The sequence below is a fragment of the Streptosporangium sp. 'caverna' genome, from assembly GCF_003203775.1.
GTDB classification, from domain to species: domain Bacteria; phylum Actinomycetota; class Actinomycetes; order Streptosporangiales; family Streptosporangiaceae; genus Streptosporangium; species Streptosporangium subroseum.
On the sequence record NZ_CP029711.1, the window covers coordinates 9,836,782 to 9,852,138 of the forward strand.

Consider the following 15,357-nt stretch of genomic DNA (forward strand, 5'->3'; position numbering starts at 1 on the left):
CATATGGACTATGAGTCCGTTTAAGCATATGGACCGCTGGTCCGTTTCGCAAGTGGAGAGGCCATGATTCAGCGCAAGGAGCGCGCGGATGCCCTGCGCAACCGCGAGGCCGTCCTGGCCGCGGCCGACGATCTCTTCGCCCGCAGCCAGAGCCCCGGCAGCGTTTCCATGGACGACGTCGCGGCGGCGGCAGGGGTCGGCAAGGGCACCCTCTTCCGCCGGTTCGGCGACCGGACCGGCCTCATCCGCGCACTGGCCGAAGCGCGTATCCAACCCTTGCGCGATGCCGTGGAGGCGGGGCCGGCGCCCCTCGGCCCCACCGGCCCGCCTCGCGAACGCGTGCTGGCCATGCTCGACGCCGTACTCCGCTTCAAGCTCGACAACCGCCACCTCTCCCTGGCCCTGGAAGAAGCCGGCAGCGGCAGCCCCTATCAGGCGGGTCACTACACGTGGTGGCACCGCACGCTCCGGGACACCCTGCGGAGGATCCCCGGCGTTCCGGACGACGACTTCACCGCACACGCCCTGCTCGCCGCCACCCGCGCCGACCTCGTCGAGCACCTCGTCGGCCAGGACGGCATGACCGCCGAGCACATGAGGGCGCACCTGGCGAACTACACGGCCAAAATCCTGGGCGGCTAGCGGCGGCTGGAGGAGCCTTCGGGCGAGGCGGGTGAGGTGGAGCCGCGTGCCACGAGTTCGGTGGCGAGTTCGACGTGGTGGGAGTCGACACGTTCGCCCGCCGCCAGGCGCAGGGCCGTGCGTACGGCGACGCCGCCCATCTCTCGCAGCGGCTGGCGCACGGTGGTCAACGGGGGCGAGGCCATGCGGGCGACCTGGGTGTCGTCGAAGCCGACGATGCTGAGGTCCTCGGGCACGCGCAACCCTCGTGCCCTGGCCGCCTCCAGCACGCCGAGTGCGATGTCGTCGCAGCCGGCGAAGATGGCCGTGGGGGGCTCGGGCAGGTCGAACAGGGCCGCGCCGCCCGTCACGCCCTCCTGGTAGACGAAGTGCCCCGACCGTACGTAGCTCGGGGGAACCGACTCGCCCGCGGCCTCCAAGGCGGCGCGGTAGCCGTGCAGCCGGGCCTGGTTGCAGGCGGCGGTGGCCGGGCCGCCGAGGTAGGCGATGCGCCGGTGCCCGAGCGAGAGCAGGTGCTGCGTCGCGGCCAGGCCCCCGGCGAAGTTCGTCGAGCCGACGCTGGTGACCCCCCTGGTCTGCGGCAGGTTCATCGGGTCGATCACGACCAGCGGCAACCGCACGCGCGACAGGGCGGCGAGCTGGTCGGCGGTCAGCTCGCTGGTGACGGCGATCAGGGCCCGCCGCCCGGCCGTGGCCAGGCCGCGCGCCCAGGCTCCGGCGCGGTCGTCGTTCGTCCGGATGCTCACCACGATCGCCGCGTCGACCTCGGCCCCGGCCCGCACCGCGCCCTGGACGATCTCAGTCGAGTACGCGTTGAGATCGGCGTCGAGCTCCACCTCGATCGTGTCCATCACGGCCACGTCGCCCCGGCGGCGCTGCGGCAGCGCGACGTAGTGGTGCTGCTCCAGCAACGACTCCACGAGGGAGCGGGTCACCGGGGAGACGTCGCCTCGGCCGTTGAGCACCTTCGACACGGTCGCGACCGACACACCCGCCGAGGCCGCGACCGTGGCCAGCGTGGCCCGTCTAGGACTGGCCGGCATCTGTTCCTCCCTGCTGTGTGGCGGAAGAGCCCGGTGTCGGTTCCACGGCCACGTGGGTGACCAGCCGGCGGTCTGGGCCGACGTGACGCAGTGGGCCGGTCAACCGGATGTTGCCCCGGCAGGGCAGGTCGGACGCCGACGCGCCCACGAACACCTCAAGGTCCCCTGGCTCGACGACGCGCCGCAGGTCACGCCCGGTGAACGCGGTCCGGTCCGCGTGCACGGTGAAGGTCGTCAGGGCGCTCGCGCCGGGCTCCAGCCGGACCCGGGCGAACCCGGTGAGCTGCAGCACCGGCCGGGTGACCTGGGCGACCACATCGTGCAGGAAGAGCTGGACGACCTCCTCGCCCGCCCGGCCGCCGGTGTTGCGCACGCGCACCGACACGGTGAACTCGCCGTCGGTGGGCACCTCGGCGTCGCTGATCTGCAGGTCGTCGATCGCGAAGGTGGTGTACGAGGTGCCGTGCCCGAACGGGAACAGCGGGGTCGGGTCGAGGTTGCTGATGCCGTGGCTGTTGGAGCCCAGCGGCGGCTGCAGGTAGGTGCCCGGCTGCCCGCCCGGGCCGCGCGGGACCTGCACCGGAAGCTTCCCGCTGGGCTGTACCCGGCCGGACAGGACCCCGGCGACGGCCGCCCCGCCCTCCTCGCCGGGCATGAACGCCTGGACGAGCGCGGCGGCCGTCTCGGACACGGCGCCCAGAGCGTACGGGCGGCCCGAGACGACGACCACCACGACCGGTGTGCCGGTGGCGGCCAGCTCGACCAGCAGGTCCTCCTGCACGCCGGGCAGCCTCAGGTCCTCGGCGTCGCAGCCCTCGCCCGACGTGCCCAGCCCGAACATCCCCGCCAGGTCTCCGACGACGACCACGCACACGTCGGACTCGCGGGCCGCCCGGAGCGCGGCGGCGAAGCCGGAGCGGTCGTCGCTCCGCACGTCGCAGCCCGGCTCGTGGATCAGCTCGGCATCGGGCAGCTCGGCCCGCAGCGCGTCGAGCAGGCTGGGCGCGGCCACGCCGAGCCCGAGTCCCGGGTGATGGGGCAGCACGTGGTTGGGGAAGGCGTAGCAGCCCATGAACGTGCGCGGGTCGTCGGCGCAGGGGCCGACCACGGCCACCCGGCGCGGCTCCGGACGCCCCTCGCCGAGCAACGGCAGCGCGGTGCCCGCGTCGAGCAGCACGATCGACCGCTCGGCCAGCTCCCGGGCCAGTGCCCGGTTGTCCGGCGAGTCCAGGTCCACGGCCCCCGCCCCGGCCACCGACTTCTCCGGCGTCCAGTCCTCCTCCAGCAGCCCGAGCTGCACCTTCTGCGTGAGCAGGCGCCGGGCGGCCCGGTCGATCAGGGACTCCGGCAGCTCGCCCCGCCGTACCCGCTCGACGAGGTGCCGGCCGAAGCCGAGCGTGTCGGGCAGCTCGACGTCGACGCCCGCGGTCAGCGCCTGCACCCCGGCCTCGTCGGTGTCCGCGGCGATCTGGTGCATCGTCGCGAGGAACGGGATCCCCCAGTAGTCCGACACCACCGTCCCGGTGAACCCCCACTCGTCGCGCAGCAGGTCGGTCAGCAGCCACGAGTCGGCCGTGGAGGGAACGCCGTCCACGTCGGAGTAGGAGCTCATGACCGAACGCGCGCCGCCCTCGACGAGGGCGGCCTCGAACGTCGGCAGGATCATGTCCATCAGCTCGCGCCGGCCCATCGGCACCGGGCCGTGGTTGCGGGCCGCCCGGGAGGCGGAGTAGCCGGCGAAGTGCTTGAGTGTGGCGATGATCCCGGCGCGCTCAAGGCCGCGCACGTAGGCCGCGCCGAGCATCGAGACGAGGTACGGATCCTCGCCCATGGTCTCCTCGACCCGGCCCCAGCGGTAGTCGCGCACCACGTCCAGCACCGGCGACAGGCCCTGGTGGACGCCCACGGCGTGCATGTCCCGCCCGATGGCGGCGGCCATCCGCTCCACCAGGTCCGGGTCGAACGTCGCCCCCCAGGCGATGGCCGCCGGGTAGACGGTCGCGCCGTAGGTGGTGAAACCGGTCAGGCACTCCTCGTGGACCAGCGCCGGAATGCCGAGCCGGGACTGCTTCACCACCTCGGACTGCAGCCGTACCACCTCCGCGGCGCCCTCCACCGCGGTCAACGGAGCGCTGCCGAACACCCGCGTCAGGTGGCCGAGCCCGTGACGGGCCGCCTCCTCGATGGGCACGTTCCCCGAAGCCGCGAAGACGTCCTGCATCGGGGCCACGTTCGCCGTGCCTTCGGCCTCCTCGGACTCCCCGCCCTGGTCGGCCTTCATGTCGTTGCCGAGCCACCGGCTGCCGAGCTGGCCGACCTTCTCCTCCAGGGTCATCTCCTCGAGGAGGGCGTCGACCCGGTCGGACACGGGGAGTGCCGGGTCCTGCCACGGACGGAGGATCCGCCCCGCCGCGGAAGTCCCATCTAGCGCCGTCATCTGCTATCTCCTCAAGGAAACAATCAATTCTCGCAACTTTTCGAAACATTTCGGCATGTTTCGGTAGCTCTGCGCGACATTCTGGCGCACGCGAGGTGACCAGCAAAATCCCAGATGAGAGTACCTTACATATCCAAGATATAGAGCTCATACCGACATGAGACCACCCCTTGACAGACACGTAGTGGAAATCTAAATTGGCGTGCCACGCGGCCTGTTTCGGAAATGTTTCGACATGCTGGGCCCACGAAGAGCGGACGCCTGGCATCGGAGGTGCTGATCCACGACCGACGGCCACCGCCACTGATGTTTCACATGGAGCCGCGCCCAGCCTGGGCATTCGACATACGGAGATCAGCGTGGAGTCAAAGACACCATCTCGCCGCACTTTCCTCGCCCTTTCCATGGGCATTCCGCTGGGGGCCGCGTTAGCGGCCTGCGGCACTTCCGGCCCCACCCCCGCAGGTGGGGGCGCCTCCAGCGGAGGCACCGCGAACAACAAGGCCACCTACTGGTTCCTGTCGGTCCAGCCGCAGGAGGGTGTCCGCACCAGGGCCGTGGAGCGCTTCAACAAGGCCAACCCCAACGGGCAGATCGCCTTCACCGCCCTCCAGAACGACGCGTACAAGACGAAGATCAAGACGTCGATCGGCGCGGGTCAGGCACCCACCATCATCTGGGGCTGGGGCGGCGGGACCCTGCGCACGTACGTGCAGGCCGGCCAGGTGGAGGACCTCACCCCGTGGTTCGAGCAGAACCCCGCCGTGAAGGACCGGCTGTTCGCCTCCTCCTTCGGGGCGGCCACGATCGACGGCAAGATCTACGCGATGCCTGCCGAGACCATGCAGCCCATCGTCCTGTACTACAACAAGAAGGTCTTCGACCAGGTCGGCGTGAAGCCCCCGGAGTCCTGGGCCGACATCATGGCCCTGGTCCCCAAGTTCAACGCCGCCGGCATCGCCCCGTTCTCCCTCGGCGGCCAGTCCCGCTGGACGAACATGATGTGGCTGGAGTTCCTCTTCGACCGCATCGGCGGCCCCGAGGTCTTCCAGGCCGTGTTCGACGCCAAGAAGGACGCCTGGTCCAACCCCGCCGCCCTCGACGCCCTGACCAAGCTGCAGGAGCTCGTCAAGGCGAACGGGTTCATCAAGGGCTTCTCCTCGATCACGGCCGACTCCAACGCCGACCAGGCCCTGCTGTACACCGGCAAGGCCGCGATGATGCTGCACGGCGGCTGGACGTACGGCAGCATGAAGACCGACGGCGGCGACTTCGTCTCCGGCGGCCACCTCGGCTACATGAACTTCCCGCCGGTTGACGGCGGCAAGGGCGACCCCAGCAACACCGTCGGCAACCCCGGCCAGTACCTGTCGATCTCCTCCAAGGCGACCCCCGAGCAGAAGGAGATCGCCAAGAAGTTCTTCGCCACCGCCGTGCTCAACGACGAGGACGTCAAGGAGTGGGCCGGCACGGGCGCGGTGCCGATCGTCAACGGCGCCGACAGCGCGTTCGCCACCTCCGAGGACGCGGACTTCCTGAAGTTCGTCTACGGCATCGCCAGTAACGCCAAGACGTTCGCCCAGTCCTGGGACCAGGCCCTCAGCCCCGCCGCGGCCGAGGTGCTGCTGGACAACATCGCCAAGCTGTTCCAGCTGTCGATCACGCCTCAGGAGTTCGTGACCAACATGAACGCGGTCATCGGCAGTTGAGCACAATCACCACCCCTGCTCGGAGAGGGACGCCGCCGCCCGCCGCACGTAAGGCCCGCGGCGGCGGCGTCCTGCCGTGGCTGGCCGTGCCGGCCCTGGTGCTCTTCTTCGCCTTCGGGGTAATTCCGCTGATCGGGGTCCTGTTCCTCAGCTTCACGTCCTGGGACGGACTCGGTGAGATCCAGCTGTCCGGGCTCACGAGCTGGCGGGCCGTTCTCGGCGACCCCGGCCTCCTGCACGCGCTGTGGGTGACGCTGCTGGTGATGGTCGTCTCCTGGGCGGTCCAGACGCCGGCCAGCATCCTGCTCGGGACGTTCCTGGCCGGGCGCCAGCGCTACCGCACGGTGCTGGCGGTGCTGTACTTCATCCCGCTGCTGCTCAGCCAGGCCGCCATCGCCATCGCCTACAAGGCGCTGCTCGACCCGAACTTCGGGCTCGGCGCCGGGCTGCACATCGACCTGCTCGTCCAGGACTGGCTCGGCAAGCCCGTCCTCGCCTTCAGCGTCGTGATCTTCGTGGTGTCGTGGCAGTTCATCCCCTTCCATTCGCTGATCTACCAGGGCGGCGTACGGCAGATCCCGCAGTCCCTGTACGAGGCCGCCGAAATAGACGGCGCGGGCCGCGTCCGCAAGTTCTTCAGCATCACGCTGCCGCAGCTCAAGTACACGATCATCACGTCCTCCACCCTCATGGTCGTCGGGTCCCTGACCTTCTTCGACCTGATCTTCGTGCTGACCGCGGGCGGTCCTGGCGACGCCACCCGGGTGCTCGCCCTGGACATGTACAAGCGCGGGTTCCAGGCCAGCCAGATGGGACCGGCCAGCGCCATCGCCGTCATCCTCGTCCTCGTGGGCCTCGCCCTCGCGTTGCTCCTGCGGCGGCTAGGCGGCCGCGACGCCAACGCCAGCCAGATGGAAGGGGCCTGACCATGAGCTTGACCCAGACGACGGGGATCAAGCGGGCCGAGACGCTCGAATCAGAACCGCACGGGCACCGCCGCAAGCGCCGGCGGCGTCCGGGCAGCGACGGCCCCAACTGGCTGGGCGGGGCGGCGAGCTGGCTGTGGCTGGCGGTCGTGATCGTGCCGATCTACTGGATCGTCATCACCAGTTTCAAGGCGCAGAGCTCCTACTACGCCACCAACCCGCTGGCGCCGCCGACCGATCCGACCCTCGCCAACTACCAGATGGTCATCGAGTCCGACTTCCCGCTGTACTTCGTCAACAGCCTCATCGTGACCGTCGGCGCGGTCATCCCGGCGGTCGCGGTCTCGTTCATGGCGGCGTACGCGATCGTCCGGGGCGGCCGCCTCCGCTTCCTGCGGGGGGTGAACTCGCTCTTCCTCATGGGACTGGCCATCCCGCTGCAGGCGACCATCATCCCGGTCTTCCTGATCATCATCCGGCTGCACCTCTACGACTCGCTGCTGGGGCTGATCCTCCCGTCCATCGCCTTCGCGATCCCGCTGTCGGTGCTGATCCTGTCCAACTTCATCCGTGACGTGCCCAAGGAGCTGTTCGAGTCGATGCGGCTGGACGGCGCGGGCGAGTTCGCGACGCTCCTGCGTCTGGCCCTGCCGCTCACCATGCCGGCCGTGGTGACGGTGACGATCTACAACGCACTGACGATCTGGAACGGGTTCCTGCTGCCGCTGGTCCTCACCCAGAGCCCCGACAAGCGCACGCTGCCGCTCGCGCTGTGGAGCTTCCAGGGGCAGTACAGCGTGAACGTGCCCGCCGTACTCGCCTCCGTCGTGCTGACCTCGCTCCCCATCCTGGCCATGTACGTCATCGGCCGCCGTCAACTGCTCAGCGGCCTGACGGCCGGTTTCAGCAAGTGACCGCACCCGGCCGTCCGGCTCACCGTCTCGCGGCCCGTCCGAATGCCCGGGTTCGCGAGCGGCGCCGGAACGGCGGGGGCGGACCTCGGTCAGGCGAGGAAACTCGATCGGAATCGGTTCCCGTCGTGCCGACGGCCTTCCCGGCGCCCCACAGGTCCCGGGACTGACGCAGGTCCCCCCTCGGCACGCACGGCGACGGTTTCGGGGTCGTCCGAACCGACGCGATCCCCGTAGAGCACCCGGAAAACGCACCTGAGAGATCGTGCTCGGGATACGTTGGGGGCGATGAAGGATCAGCGCGCGGAGATCGCACAGCCGGAGCACGGCCACCGGCCGAGCGGGCGGACGATGCCCGCCCTGAGGGACGTCCCGGGTGACAGGCCGCCGGGCAGGCGCGCGGGCCGGTCGCAGGTGAGGCCGATGGTCGCCTCACTCGTCGGCCTGGCCGTTGCGATCTCCGGTTGCGCCGGCGCGCAGGGCGCCGCCTCACCGGGTGCTGCTCCCCGCCAGACGGCGACACAACCGGCTCCGGAGCGGTCGGCGACGCCCCCGGCGAAGGAGCCCGTACGCCAGGCGCCCGCCCTGCCCGACCCGGACGCTCCGATCCCCAAGGACCCGGCGCGGCTGGCTCGTTCCCTGACCGACACCGTCGCGGCGCTCCGGCGTGCCACGGACGACTGGACGCGCAAGGGGAACCCCGCCAAGGGGCAGCCCCCGGAGCCGATGGTGCTGCTGGCCCTGCAGCAGCAGCGCATCTACCGCTACCTCGCCCGCAATCCACAGGTCGCCTCCCGCACCTACGCCAAGCTGCCGAAGGCCCTGGCCGGGCAGGCGAAGGACAACGTGACGGCCGCCCGGGATCTGCTCTCCCTGGTCCACCCCATCAGCGGGTCGGCGAAATTCCGCGTCCAGCCGCCCAAGCCGGCGGATGTCCTGCTCGACCACTTCCGGTATGCCGAGCGCAGGTTCGGCGTCGAGTGGGAGGTGCTGGCGGCGGTGATGTTCGTCGAGACCAAGTTCGGCCGCGTGAGGTCACCGAGCCACACGGGCGCCCAGGGACCCATGCAGTTCATGCCGCGAACGTGGGACGCCTACGGGATGGGCGGCGACGTCCAGGACACCCGGGACGCCCTGCTCGCCGCGGCCAACTACCTGCACGCCTCGGGGGCGCCGCGCGACTACCGGCGTGCGCTGTACGCCTACAACCACTCCCAGGCGTACGTCAACGCGGTGCTGCTGCACGCCCGCCAGATCAAGCAGGACATCAGAAACTACTACGCCTACTACAACTGGCAGGTGTTCGTGGTCACCACCCGTGGAGACCGCCGCCTCACCGGCCCCTGACCCCGCGATCAGCCCTGGGCGATGGGGCGGACGACGAGTTCGTTGACGTCGACGTCGCCGGCCTGGCCGATCGCGTATCCGATGGCGTCCGCGACCGCGGAGGCCGGGATGGCGAGTTGTTCCATCGCGGCCCGCGCGACGGCCTGTGTCTCCGGGTCGCCGCCGCGGTCGGTGAGTTCCGAGCGGGTGAAGCCCGGGCTCACGACGGTCACGCGGATGTCCCGGCTCTCCTGGCGCAGTCCCTCGGAGAGCGCCCGGACGGCGTACTTGGTGGCGCAGTAGACGGCCGCCGTGGGGTCGACCCGGTGCGCCGACGTCGAGGCGACGTTGACGATGTGGCCGGCGCCTCGGGCCCGCATGTGCGGCAGGACGGCCGCGATGCCGTGCAGGGTGCCGCGCAGGTTCACGTCGATCATCTGGTTCCACTCGTCGATGCGCAGCGCGTCGATCGTCGACAGCGGCATCACGCCCGCGTTGTTGACGAGCACGTCGATGCGGCCGTGACGCTCGTGGGCGGTCTCGACGAAGGCGCGCACGCTGTCGAGGCTCGTCACGTCGAGCTCCCCGTGGTCGGCTCGGCCGCCCGCGGTGCGGATCTCGCCGGCGAGCGCCTCCAGCCGGTCCACGCGCCGCGCGCCGAGGACGACGTGGTGGCCGTCGGCGGCCAGGCGGCGGGCGGTCGCCTCACCGATGCCGCTGCTGGCTCCGGTGATGAGGACGATCTTGCTGTCGGCGGTCGACGGGCTGCTCATGAGAACTCCTGGAAAGCGCTGGGCTCGCGGCGGGAGTGCCGCGAGACCAAGCGTGCGTCCGCCGCCGCGCCGGGAGAAGGGCCTGTCTTCCTAGGTGCGCCGCACCCGGGAAGACACGCCCTTCTCCGCCCGCCCGTGGTCACGCAGAATCAGGGCATGGCGGATGTGGAACAACGAGGTCCGAGCGATCGGGGACCGTATCGCCTGATCGGCCGGGGCTCCGTACTTGCGGCTCAGGCCGTGGCGTGCACGGAACCCAGGTGGGCGAGGGCGTCGGCGCTGCGGCTTCCGGGCTCCGGTGTGCCGACGAGCAACTGCTGGCCGGGAGCGTCGCGGACGTCGAAGGTCTGGTAGGTCAGCTCGACGCGGCCCACCTCCGGATGGTCGAAGACCTTGAACGTGCGGGGGAGCCCGCTCACGGCCTGGTCCTGCCACAGGGCCCGGAACTCGGGAGAGGTCCGCAGAAGCTCGTCGACGAGCGCCCTGATCTCCGGATCGTCCGGGTGGCAGCCCGCGTTGAGGCGCAGGGCATGGACGGTCTGCTCCGCCAGGGTGGGCCATTCGACGAACACGGTCCGCGCCTGCGGGTGCTGGAACAGCACCCGGACCATGTTGGTCATGCCGGAGAAGGGCGAGAGCAGCGCGGCGGCGACGGCGTTGGTGGCGAGCACCTCGAACGCGGGGCTCAGCACGTATGCGGCCGCGGAGGGGAAGGAGTCCAGCAGCCGCAGCAGCGCCGGGTGGACCAGGTCTCGCGAACCGCCCGGTGCCAGGCGGGGGTTCAGCCCGGCGAGCCGGAAGATGTGGCCGCGGGCGTCGAGGTTGAGCTTGAGCGCCCGTCCGATCGCGTCCAGGACCTGGGCGGACGGATTGCGCTCTCGCCCCTGCTCCAGCCGGGTGTAGTAGTCGATGCTCACCCCGGCGAGCACGGCGACCTCTTCGCGACGGAGCCCGGCGACCCTGCGGTCGCCTCCCCCGCGCAGGCCGACATCCACGGGATCGAGGCACGCGCGATGGGCCCGGAGGAACTCCCCGAGCTTGTTCGTGGACGCGGCCGGCATGCAGGCCACGCTACCCCTCGCTTCCAGGTGCGACGCGCCCGGGCAGACCGTACGGCTCCCCCTCGCCGTCCGCGCGATTGATCGCGCCGGCACCGGCGGCGGCCGGATACCGGCTCGGCACACGAGAGAATTCACACCGGTGGCAGCCGACTCGACACACGGGAGAAACCCATGCCCTTCGCCGACGAGCTCATCGGTGATCACACCGCCAAGGCACTGATCGAGGCGATCGCGGCGGCCGCGCCCGGCGCACCGCTCACCGCGCTCCGCACCGCCGCCGGCGAGCTGGCGCCCCTGTCGCTGCGGGAGCGCAGCGACCTGCTCAGGGACGCCCTGCTGCGGGACCTGCCCGGCGACTACGACGCGTTCGCCCGCACGATCCGTGCGGCGCGGGACGGGCTGCCGCCCTTCAGCGGGTGGCTGATCTGGCCGGTCACCAGCGCGATCGCCGCGAAGGCGATCGACGACGGCGGCACCGACGCCTTCGACGACGCCATGGCCGTGCTCGCCGAGCTCACCCCCCGCCTTACGTCCGAGCTCGCCATCCGAGCGCTCCTCGACCATGACATCGACCGCGCCCTCGCCGCCGTCCTCACCTGGACCGCCTCGCCCGACGAACACGTCCGCCGCCTGGCGTCCGAGGGCACCCGGCCGTTCCTGCCCTGGGCGAAGCGGGTGGCGGCGATCATGGCCGATCCCCGGGCGACCCTCCCCATCATCAATGCCCTGTACCGCGACGAGAGCGAATACGTGCGACGTTCCGTCGCCAACCATCTGAACGACCTGAGCAGGCAGCAACCGGAGATCGTCGTCGAGACCGCGGCCGCCTGGCTCTCGGAGCCGGACAAGAACACCCCGCGCCTCGTCAGGCACGGGCTCCGCACCCTCGTCAAGAAAGGCCATCCCGGCGCGCTCGGCCTGCTGGGCTTCACGCCCGCCGCCGCCATCGGCGTCGTCGGGCCGGCCCTCGCAGCGACGCGGATCCCGTTCGGCGGAACCGTCGGTTTCACCGCGACGATCACCAACACCGCTACCGCGCCGGCGACGCTCGCCGTCGACTACATCGTGCACCACATGAAGGCGAACGGCAGTCAGACCGGCAAGACCTTCAAGCTCACCACCATGACGCTCGCCCCCGGCGAACGACGGCAGCTCTCCCGCGAGCACTCCTTCCGCGAGATCACCACCCGGCGCTACCATCCCGGCGAGCACGCGATCGAGCTCCAGATCAACGGCGTCGCCTCCGGCCGGAGCGAATTCATCCTCCTGGCGGCCACCTGACACGCGTGGTCCCACGGATTGATTCACGGCTGATACACGGCTGAGCCGTCACGGAGGTCCGGCACCGGCACCATGGGCACCTGCGGTTCTGCGGGGTGGCCGGGGTGCTCTGCCGTGGCGTACCGGTCACCGGAGGAGGTCCGGCGACGCCTTCGCGCTCCCACAGAGAGAGTCCTTATATTGTCTTTTATACCTTTTTAGTCATATTTGGGGAGAAATGTCGGTTTCAGAGGTCGGCGGCGGCCCACCGGATCCTGTCGCGGTGCTGCTCGTCGAGGACGACGAGGTGATCCGCAGGGCGGTCGGGATGGCCCTGGAGCGTTACGGCTATCGCGTGAGCACCGCGGGCGACGGTCTGACCGGCCTCGAACTGTTCAGGGAGCAGCAGCACGATCTGCTGCTGCTGGACGTGATGCTGCCGGGGCTGGACGGCATCGGGCTGTGCCGGAAGATCAGGGAGTCGAGCCTGGCCCCGATCCTGATGATGTCCGCGCGCGGTGACGCCCTGGACGTGGTGTCGGGCCTGGAGGCGGGGGCCGACGACTACGTCGTCAAGCCGGTCGACACCTCCGTACTGGTGGCCAGGATCCGTTCCCTGCTACGCCGGGCCTCCTTCGCCCCGAGCCCCGAGCACGCTCCGGAGCCCGCTTCCGACGGCGCCGGCGACCTGGTCTTCGGGGACCTGACCATCGATCCCCAGGGCCTGGAGGTGCGCCGGGCCGGTGAGCCGGTGGGGATGGCCCCCACCGAGTTGCGGTTGCTGCTGGAGTTCGCGGCGAACCCGGGGATCGTGCTGGACCGGCAGACACTGCTGCGCAACGTCTGGGACTACGGTTGGGACGGGGACAGCCGCGTCGTCGACCTGTGCGTCCAGCGGCTGCGCAAGAAGATCGGCCCCGACCGGATCGAGACGGTCCGCGGCTTCGGTTACAAGTTGCGGCGCTGAGATGGGACACACCATCGCCCAGGCGGCTCGCAGGCTGCTGAACTGGAGGTCGCTGCGCTGGAAGATCGCGGCCTTGGTGGCCATGGCGTCCTGCGCGGTCGCGCTGGCCGTCGGGATACTGGTCCACCAGAGCACCCGTGAGCGTTCCATGAGCCTGGGCGAAGATCGGGCTTACCTCGACATGCAGAAGGCGGAGAGCGACTACCGGCGCACGGGCGACGCGTCGGCCGGCTACAGCGGGGAGATTCCGGCCGCACTGCTCCAGCAGGTCAGGAGCACCGGGCGATTCAGCACCTGGTACGACGACCGCCGGCCGGAGGTCCTCTGGATGTGGGCGGCCGAGCCCATCGACGATCAGGTGCTGGCCGTGCAGACCGACATGGGCACCGAGATGCGCAACCTGCGGGCCCTGGACCGGCACATCGTGATGGCCTCGCTGGCCGTACTCGCCGTTGTCGTGCCCCTGGCGGCGCTGGCCGCCGAGCTGCCCAACCGGCGGCTGAGGCGGGTGGCCCGGACCGCGCGGCGTATCGCGGACGGCGATCTGAACGCCCGGACCATGGTGGGCGGCCGGGGCGGCGACGAGATCACCGAGATCTCGGCGGCCGTCGACTCGATGGCGGACAGCCTGCAGGACCGGCTGCTGAGCGAGCAACGCTTCACCGCCGACGTGGCCCACGAGCTGCGTACCCCGCTGATGGGCCTGGTCACCTCCGCCGAGCTCCTCCCCGAGGGGGAGGTCACCGAGCTGGTCAGGGACCGGGTGCGGGTGCTGAGGGCGCTGATCGAGGACCTGCTGGAGATCTCCCGCCTCGACGCGGGCGCGGAACAGGCCGATCGCACCTCGGTGCCGCTCGACCAGGTCGTCGAGGAGTCCGTACGCCGGACGGGGCTCCAGGTCCGGCTGGCGGTGAACGGCGACCCGGTCGCCGACACCGATCCGCGCCGCCTCGACCGGATCGTCGCCAACCTGGTCGCCAACGCGCACCGCCACGGACGGCCTCCGGTCGAGGTCACCGTGGACGGCACGACGATCGTCGTACGCGACCACGGCCCCGGATTCCCGGACGAGTTGCTGGCGGAGGGACCGCAGCGCTTCCGCACCGGCGCGGCCGAACGCGGCCGGGGTCACGGCCTGGGCCTGACCATCGCCGCCGGCCAGGCCCAGGTGATCGGCGCCGAGCTCACCTTCGGCAACGCCCCGGACGGCGGCGCGATCGCCACGCTCCACCTGCGGGACGGCATCGGCTCCGAGAGCTGACACCTGCCTGACGCTGGGCGATTCACCACCGAGGACCGACGCCCATCCGACGCTCCCGAAGCTGGGCGATTCACCACCGAGGACCGACGCCCATCCGACGCTCCCGAGGCTGGGCGATCCGCAGCCAAGGGCCGACACCCGTCCGGCGCTCCCCGGGAACTTCCAAAGCCGGGCGACCCGCGACCACTGGCCGACGCCCGTCCGGCGCTCCCCCGGGAACTTCCGAAGCCGGGTGATCCGCGATCAAGGGCCGACACCCGTCCGGCGCTCCCCGGGGACTCCTGAAGCCGGGTTCATACGCGGCCAGGGGCTGATACACGCCCGATGCGCACCCAAGCGGCCGTGGATACGCGACCGCGGCGGCGCGGACACCCGCACCGCGCATGGTGGCTGATGTGCGCCGCAGCGGCGTACCGACCTCTCGGAACAGAGCTTTTCACGTGCTCTGTCCCGCGCCTGATCACTGGGCGACCACAGCCACCGAAAGAAAGAATCATGCCCAGCACACTCCACCTCCCTCGTACTCGCGTCGCGTTCGCGGCCTTCGCCTGCCTCGCGGGTCTGCTGGCCGGTTGCGGCAATGCGAATGAGACGAGCGGCACGGCGAGCGACTCGTCGACCTCCACTTCCACTTCCGATTCGGGTTCCGCCGGTACGGCCGACCAGAAGTACGACGCGTGGGAGGCCAAATTCCGGTCGTGCCTGAGCGAAGCGGGCTTCGAGCTCCCGAAAGAGGCCGGAAAGATCGACTTCGGCGACCGGCAGGACGCCTACAAGGTCGCGGAGGACGCCTGCCTGAAAAAGATCGGCAAGCCGCCGACGGCCGATGACGGGCCCAAGCTGACCGACCAGGAGATGCAGGACCTGAGTCTCGAGAGGACCAAGTGTCTCCGCGACCGCGGATACGAGGTCGACGATCCCAAGCCGGGAACGGCCATGGTCGTGCCCGAGGGCGTCAAGCAGAGCGATCTGGATGAGTGCTTCAAGCCATGACGCACTCCGAACAGCCCGTAATCGAACCAGCGCTGCAAAAAGGAAGAG

13 protein-coding genes are annotated in these 15,357 nt (G+C 70.3%); 9 read left to right on the forward strand and 4 right to left on the reverse strand.

The genetic code is table 11. The annotated features are described in order from the left end of the window. Window positions 1-63: 63 nt before the first annotated feature. The gene (locus DKM19_RS42370) at window positions 64-642 is read left to right on the forward strand and encodes a TetR/AcrR family transcriptional regulator (protein ID WP_110704027.1); all 579 of its coding nucleotides are present in this window, start codon (window positions 64-66) and stop codon (window positions 640-642) included. On the opposite strand, the gene DKM19_RS42375 is transcribed toward DKM19_RS42370, so the two are convergent. Further along, window positions 639-1,685, reverse strand: coding sequence for a LacI family DNA-binding transcriptional regulator (locus DKM19_RS42375; protein ID WP_110704029.1), 1,047 nt, complete (start codon window positions 1,683-1,685; stop codon window positions 639-641). The two genes, DKM19_RS42370 and DKM19_RS42375, sit on opposite strands and share 4 nt — an antisense overlap. Beyond that, the gene (locus DKM19_RS42380) at window positions 1,669-4,122 is read right to left on the reverse strand and encodes a glycoside hydrolase family 3 N-terminal domain-containing protein (RefSeq protein WP_110704031.1); all 2,454 of its coding nucleotides are present in this window, start codon (window positions 4,120-4,122) and stop codon (window positions 1,669-1,671) included. The genes DKM19_RS42375 and DKM19_RS42380 overlap by 17 nt, the downstream gene beginning before the upstream one ends. A gap of 359 nt (window positions 4,123-4,481) precedes the next feature. Here DKM19_RS42380 and DKM19_RS42385 point away from each other — a divergent pair, with 359 nt between their 5' ends. The 4 genes from DKM19_RS42385 to DKM19_RS42400 all read left to right on the forward strand — a co-directional run bounded on the left by DKM19_RS42385 (window position 4,482) and on the right by DKM19_RS42400 (window position 9,015). Next, on the forward strand, window positions 4,482-5,831 hold the full coding sequence (locus DKM19_RS42385; protein WP_239513891.1) for an extracellular solute-binding protein: 1,350 nt from the start codon (window positions 4,482-4,484) through the stop codon (window positions 5,829-5,831). Between the two features lie 5 nt (window positions 5,832-5,836). Beyond that, the gene (locus DKM19_RS42390) at window positions 5,837-6,757 is read left to right on the forward strand and encodes a carbohydrate ABC transporter permease (RefSeq protein WP_110706375.1); all 921 of its coding nucleotides are present in this window, start codon (window positions 5,837-5,839) and stop codon (window positions 6,755-6,757) included. Between the two features lie 2 nt (window positions 6,758-6,759). Further along, window positions 6,760-7,671: a carbohydrate ABC transporter permease gene (locus tag DKM19_RS42395; RefSeq protein ID WP_110704033.1), complete on the forward strand. Its 912-nt coding sequence runs from the start codon at window positions 6,760-6,762 to the stop codon at window positions 7,669-7,671. Between the two features lie 285 nt (window positions 7,672-7,956). Then, on the forward strand, window positions 7,957-9,015 hold the full coding sequence (locus DKM19_RS42400; protein WP_110704035.1) for a lytic transglycosylase domain-containing protein: 1,059 nt from the start codon (window positions 7,957-7,959) through the stop codon (window positions 9,013-9,015). An 8-nt stretch (window positions 9,016-9,023) separates the two neighbouring features. Here DKM19_RS42400 and DKM19_RS42405 read toward each other — a convergent pair whose 3' ends face one another. Further along, window positions 9,024-9,767, reverse strand: a complete 744-nt coding sequence (locus tag DKM19_RS42405) for an SDR family oxidoreductase (protein WP_110704037.1) — start codon at window positions 9,765-9,767, stop codon at window positions 9,024-9,026. A 233-nt stretch (window positions 9,768-10,000) separates the two neighbouring features. Then, the gene (locus DKM19_RS42410; protein ID WP_110704039.1) at window positions 10,001-10,828 is read right to left on the reverse strand and encodes a helix-turn-helix domain-containing protein; all 828 of its coding nucleotides are present in this window, start codon (window positions 10,826-10,828) and stop codon (window positions 10,001-10,003) included. 171 nt (window positions 10,829-10,999) lie between these two features. On the opposite strand from DKM19_RS42410, the gene DKM19_RS42415 reads away from it, so the two are divergent. The 4 genes from DKM19_RS42415 to DKM19_RS42430 all read left to right on the forward strand — a co-directional run bounded on the left by DKM19_RS42415 (window position 11,000) and on the right by DKM19_RS42430 (window position 15,309). After that, a complete protein-coding gene (locus tag DKM19_RS42415) occupies window positions 11,000-12,109 on the forward strand; it encodes a DNA alkylation repair protein (protein WP_110704041.1) in 1,110 nt (369 codons plus the stop codon). A gap of 217 nt (window positions 12,110-12,326) precedes the next feature. Continuing rightward, window positions 12,327-13,055 (forward strand): two-component system response regulator CseB, encoded by a 729-nt coding sequence (gene cseB / locus DKM19_RS42420; protein ID WP_110704043.1) that lies wholly within the window; start codon window positions 12,327-12,329, stop codon window positions 13,053-13,055. 1 nt (window position 13,056) lies between these two features. Next, a complete protein-coding gene (locus DKM19_RS42425; protein WP_110704045.1) occupies window positions 13,057-14,316 on the forward strand; it encodes a HAMP domain-containing sensor histidine kinase in 1,260 nt (419 codons plus the stop codon). Between the two features lie 495 nt (window positions 14,317-14,811). Next, window positions 14,812-15,309, forward strand: coding sequence for a hypothetical protein (locus DKM19_RS42430; protein WP_110704047.1), 498 nt, complete (start codon window positions 14,812-14,814; stop codon window positions 15,307-15,309). Window positions 15,310-15,357 lie beyond the last annotated feature (48 nt).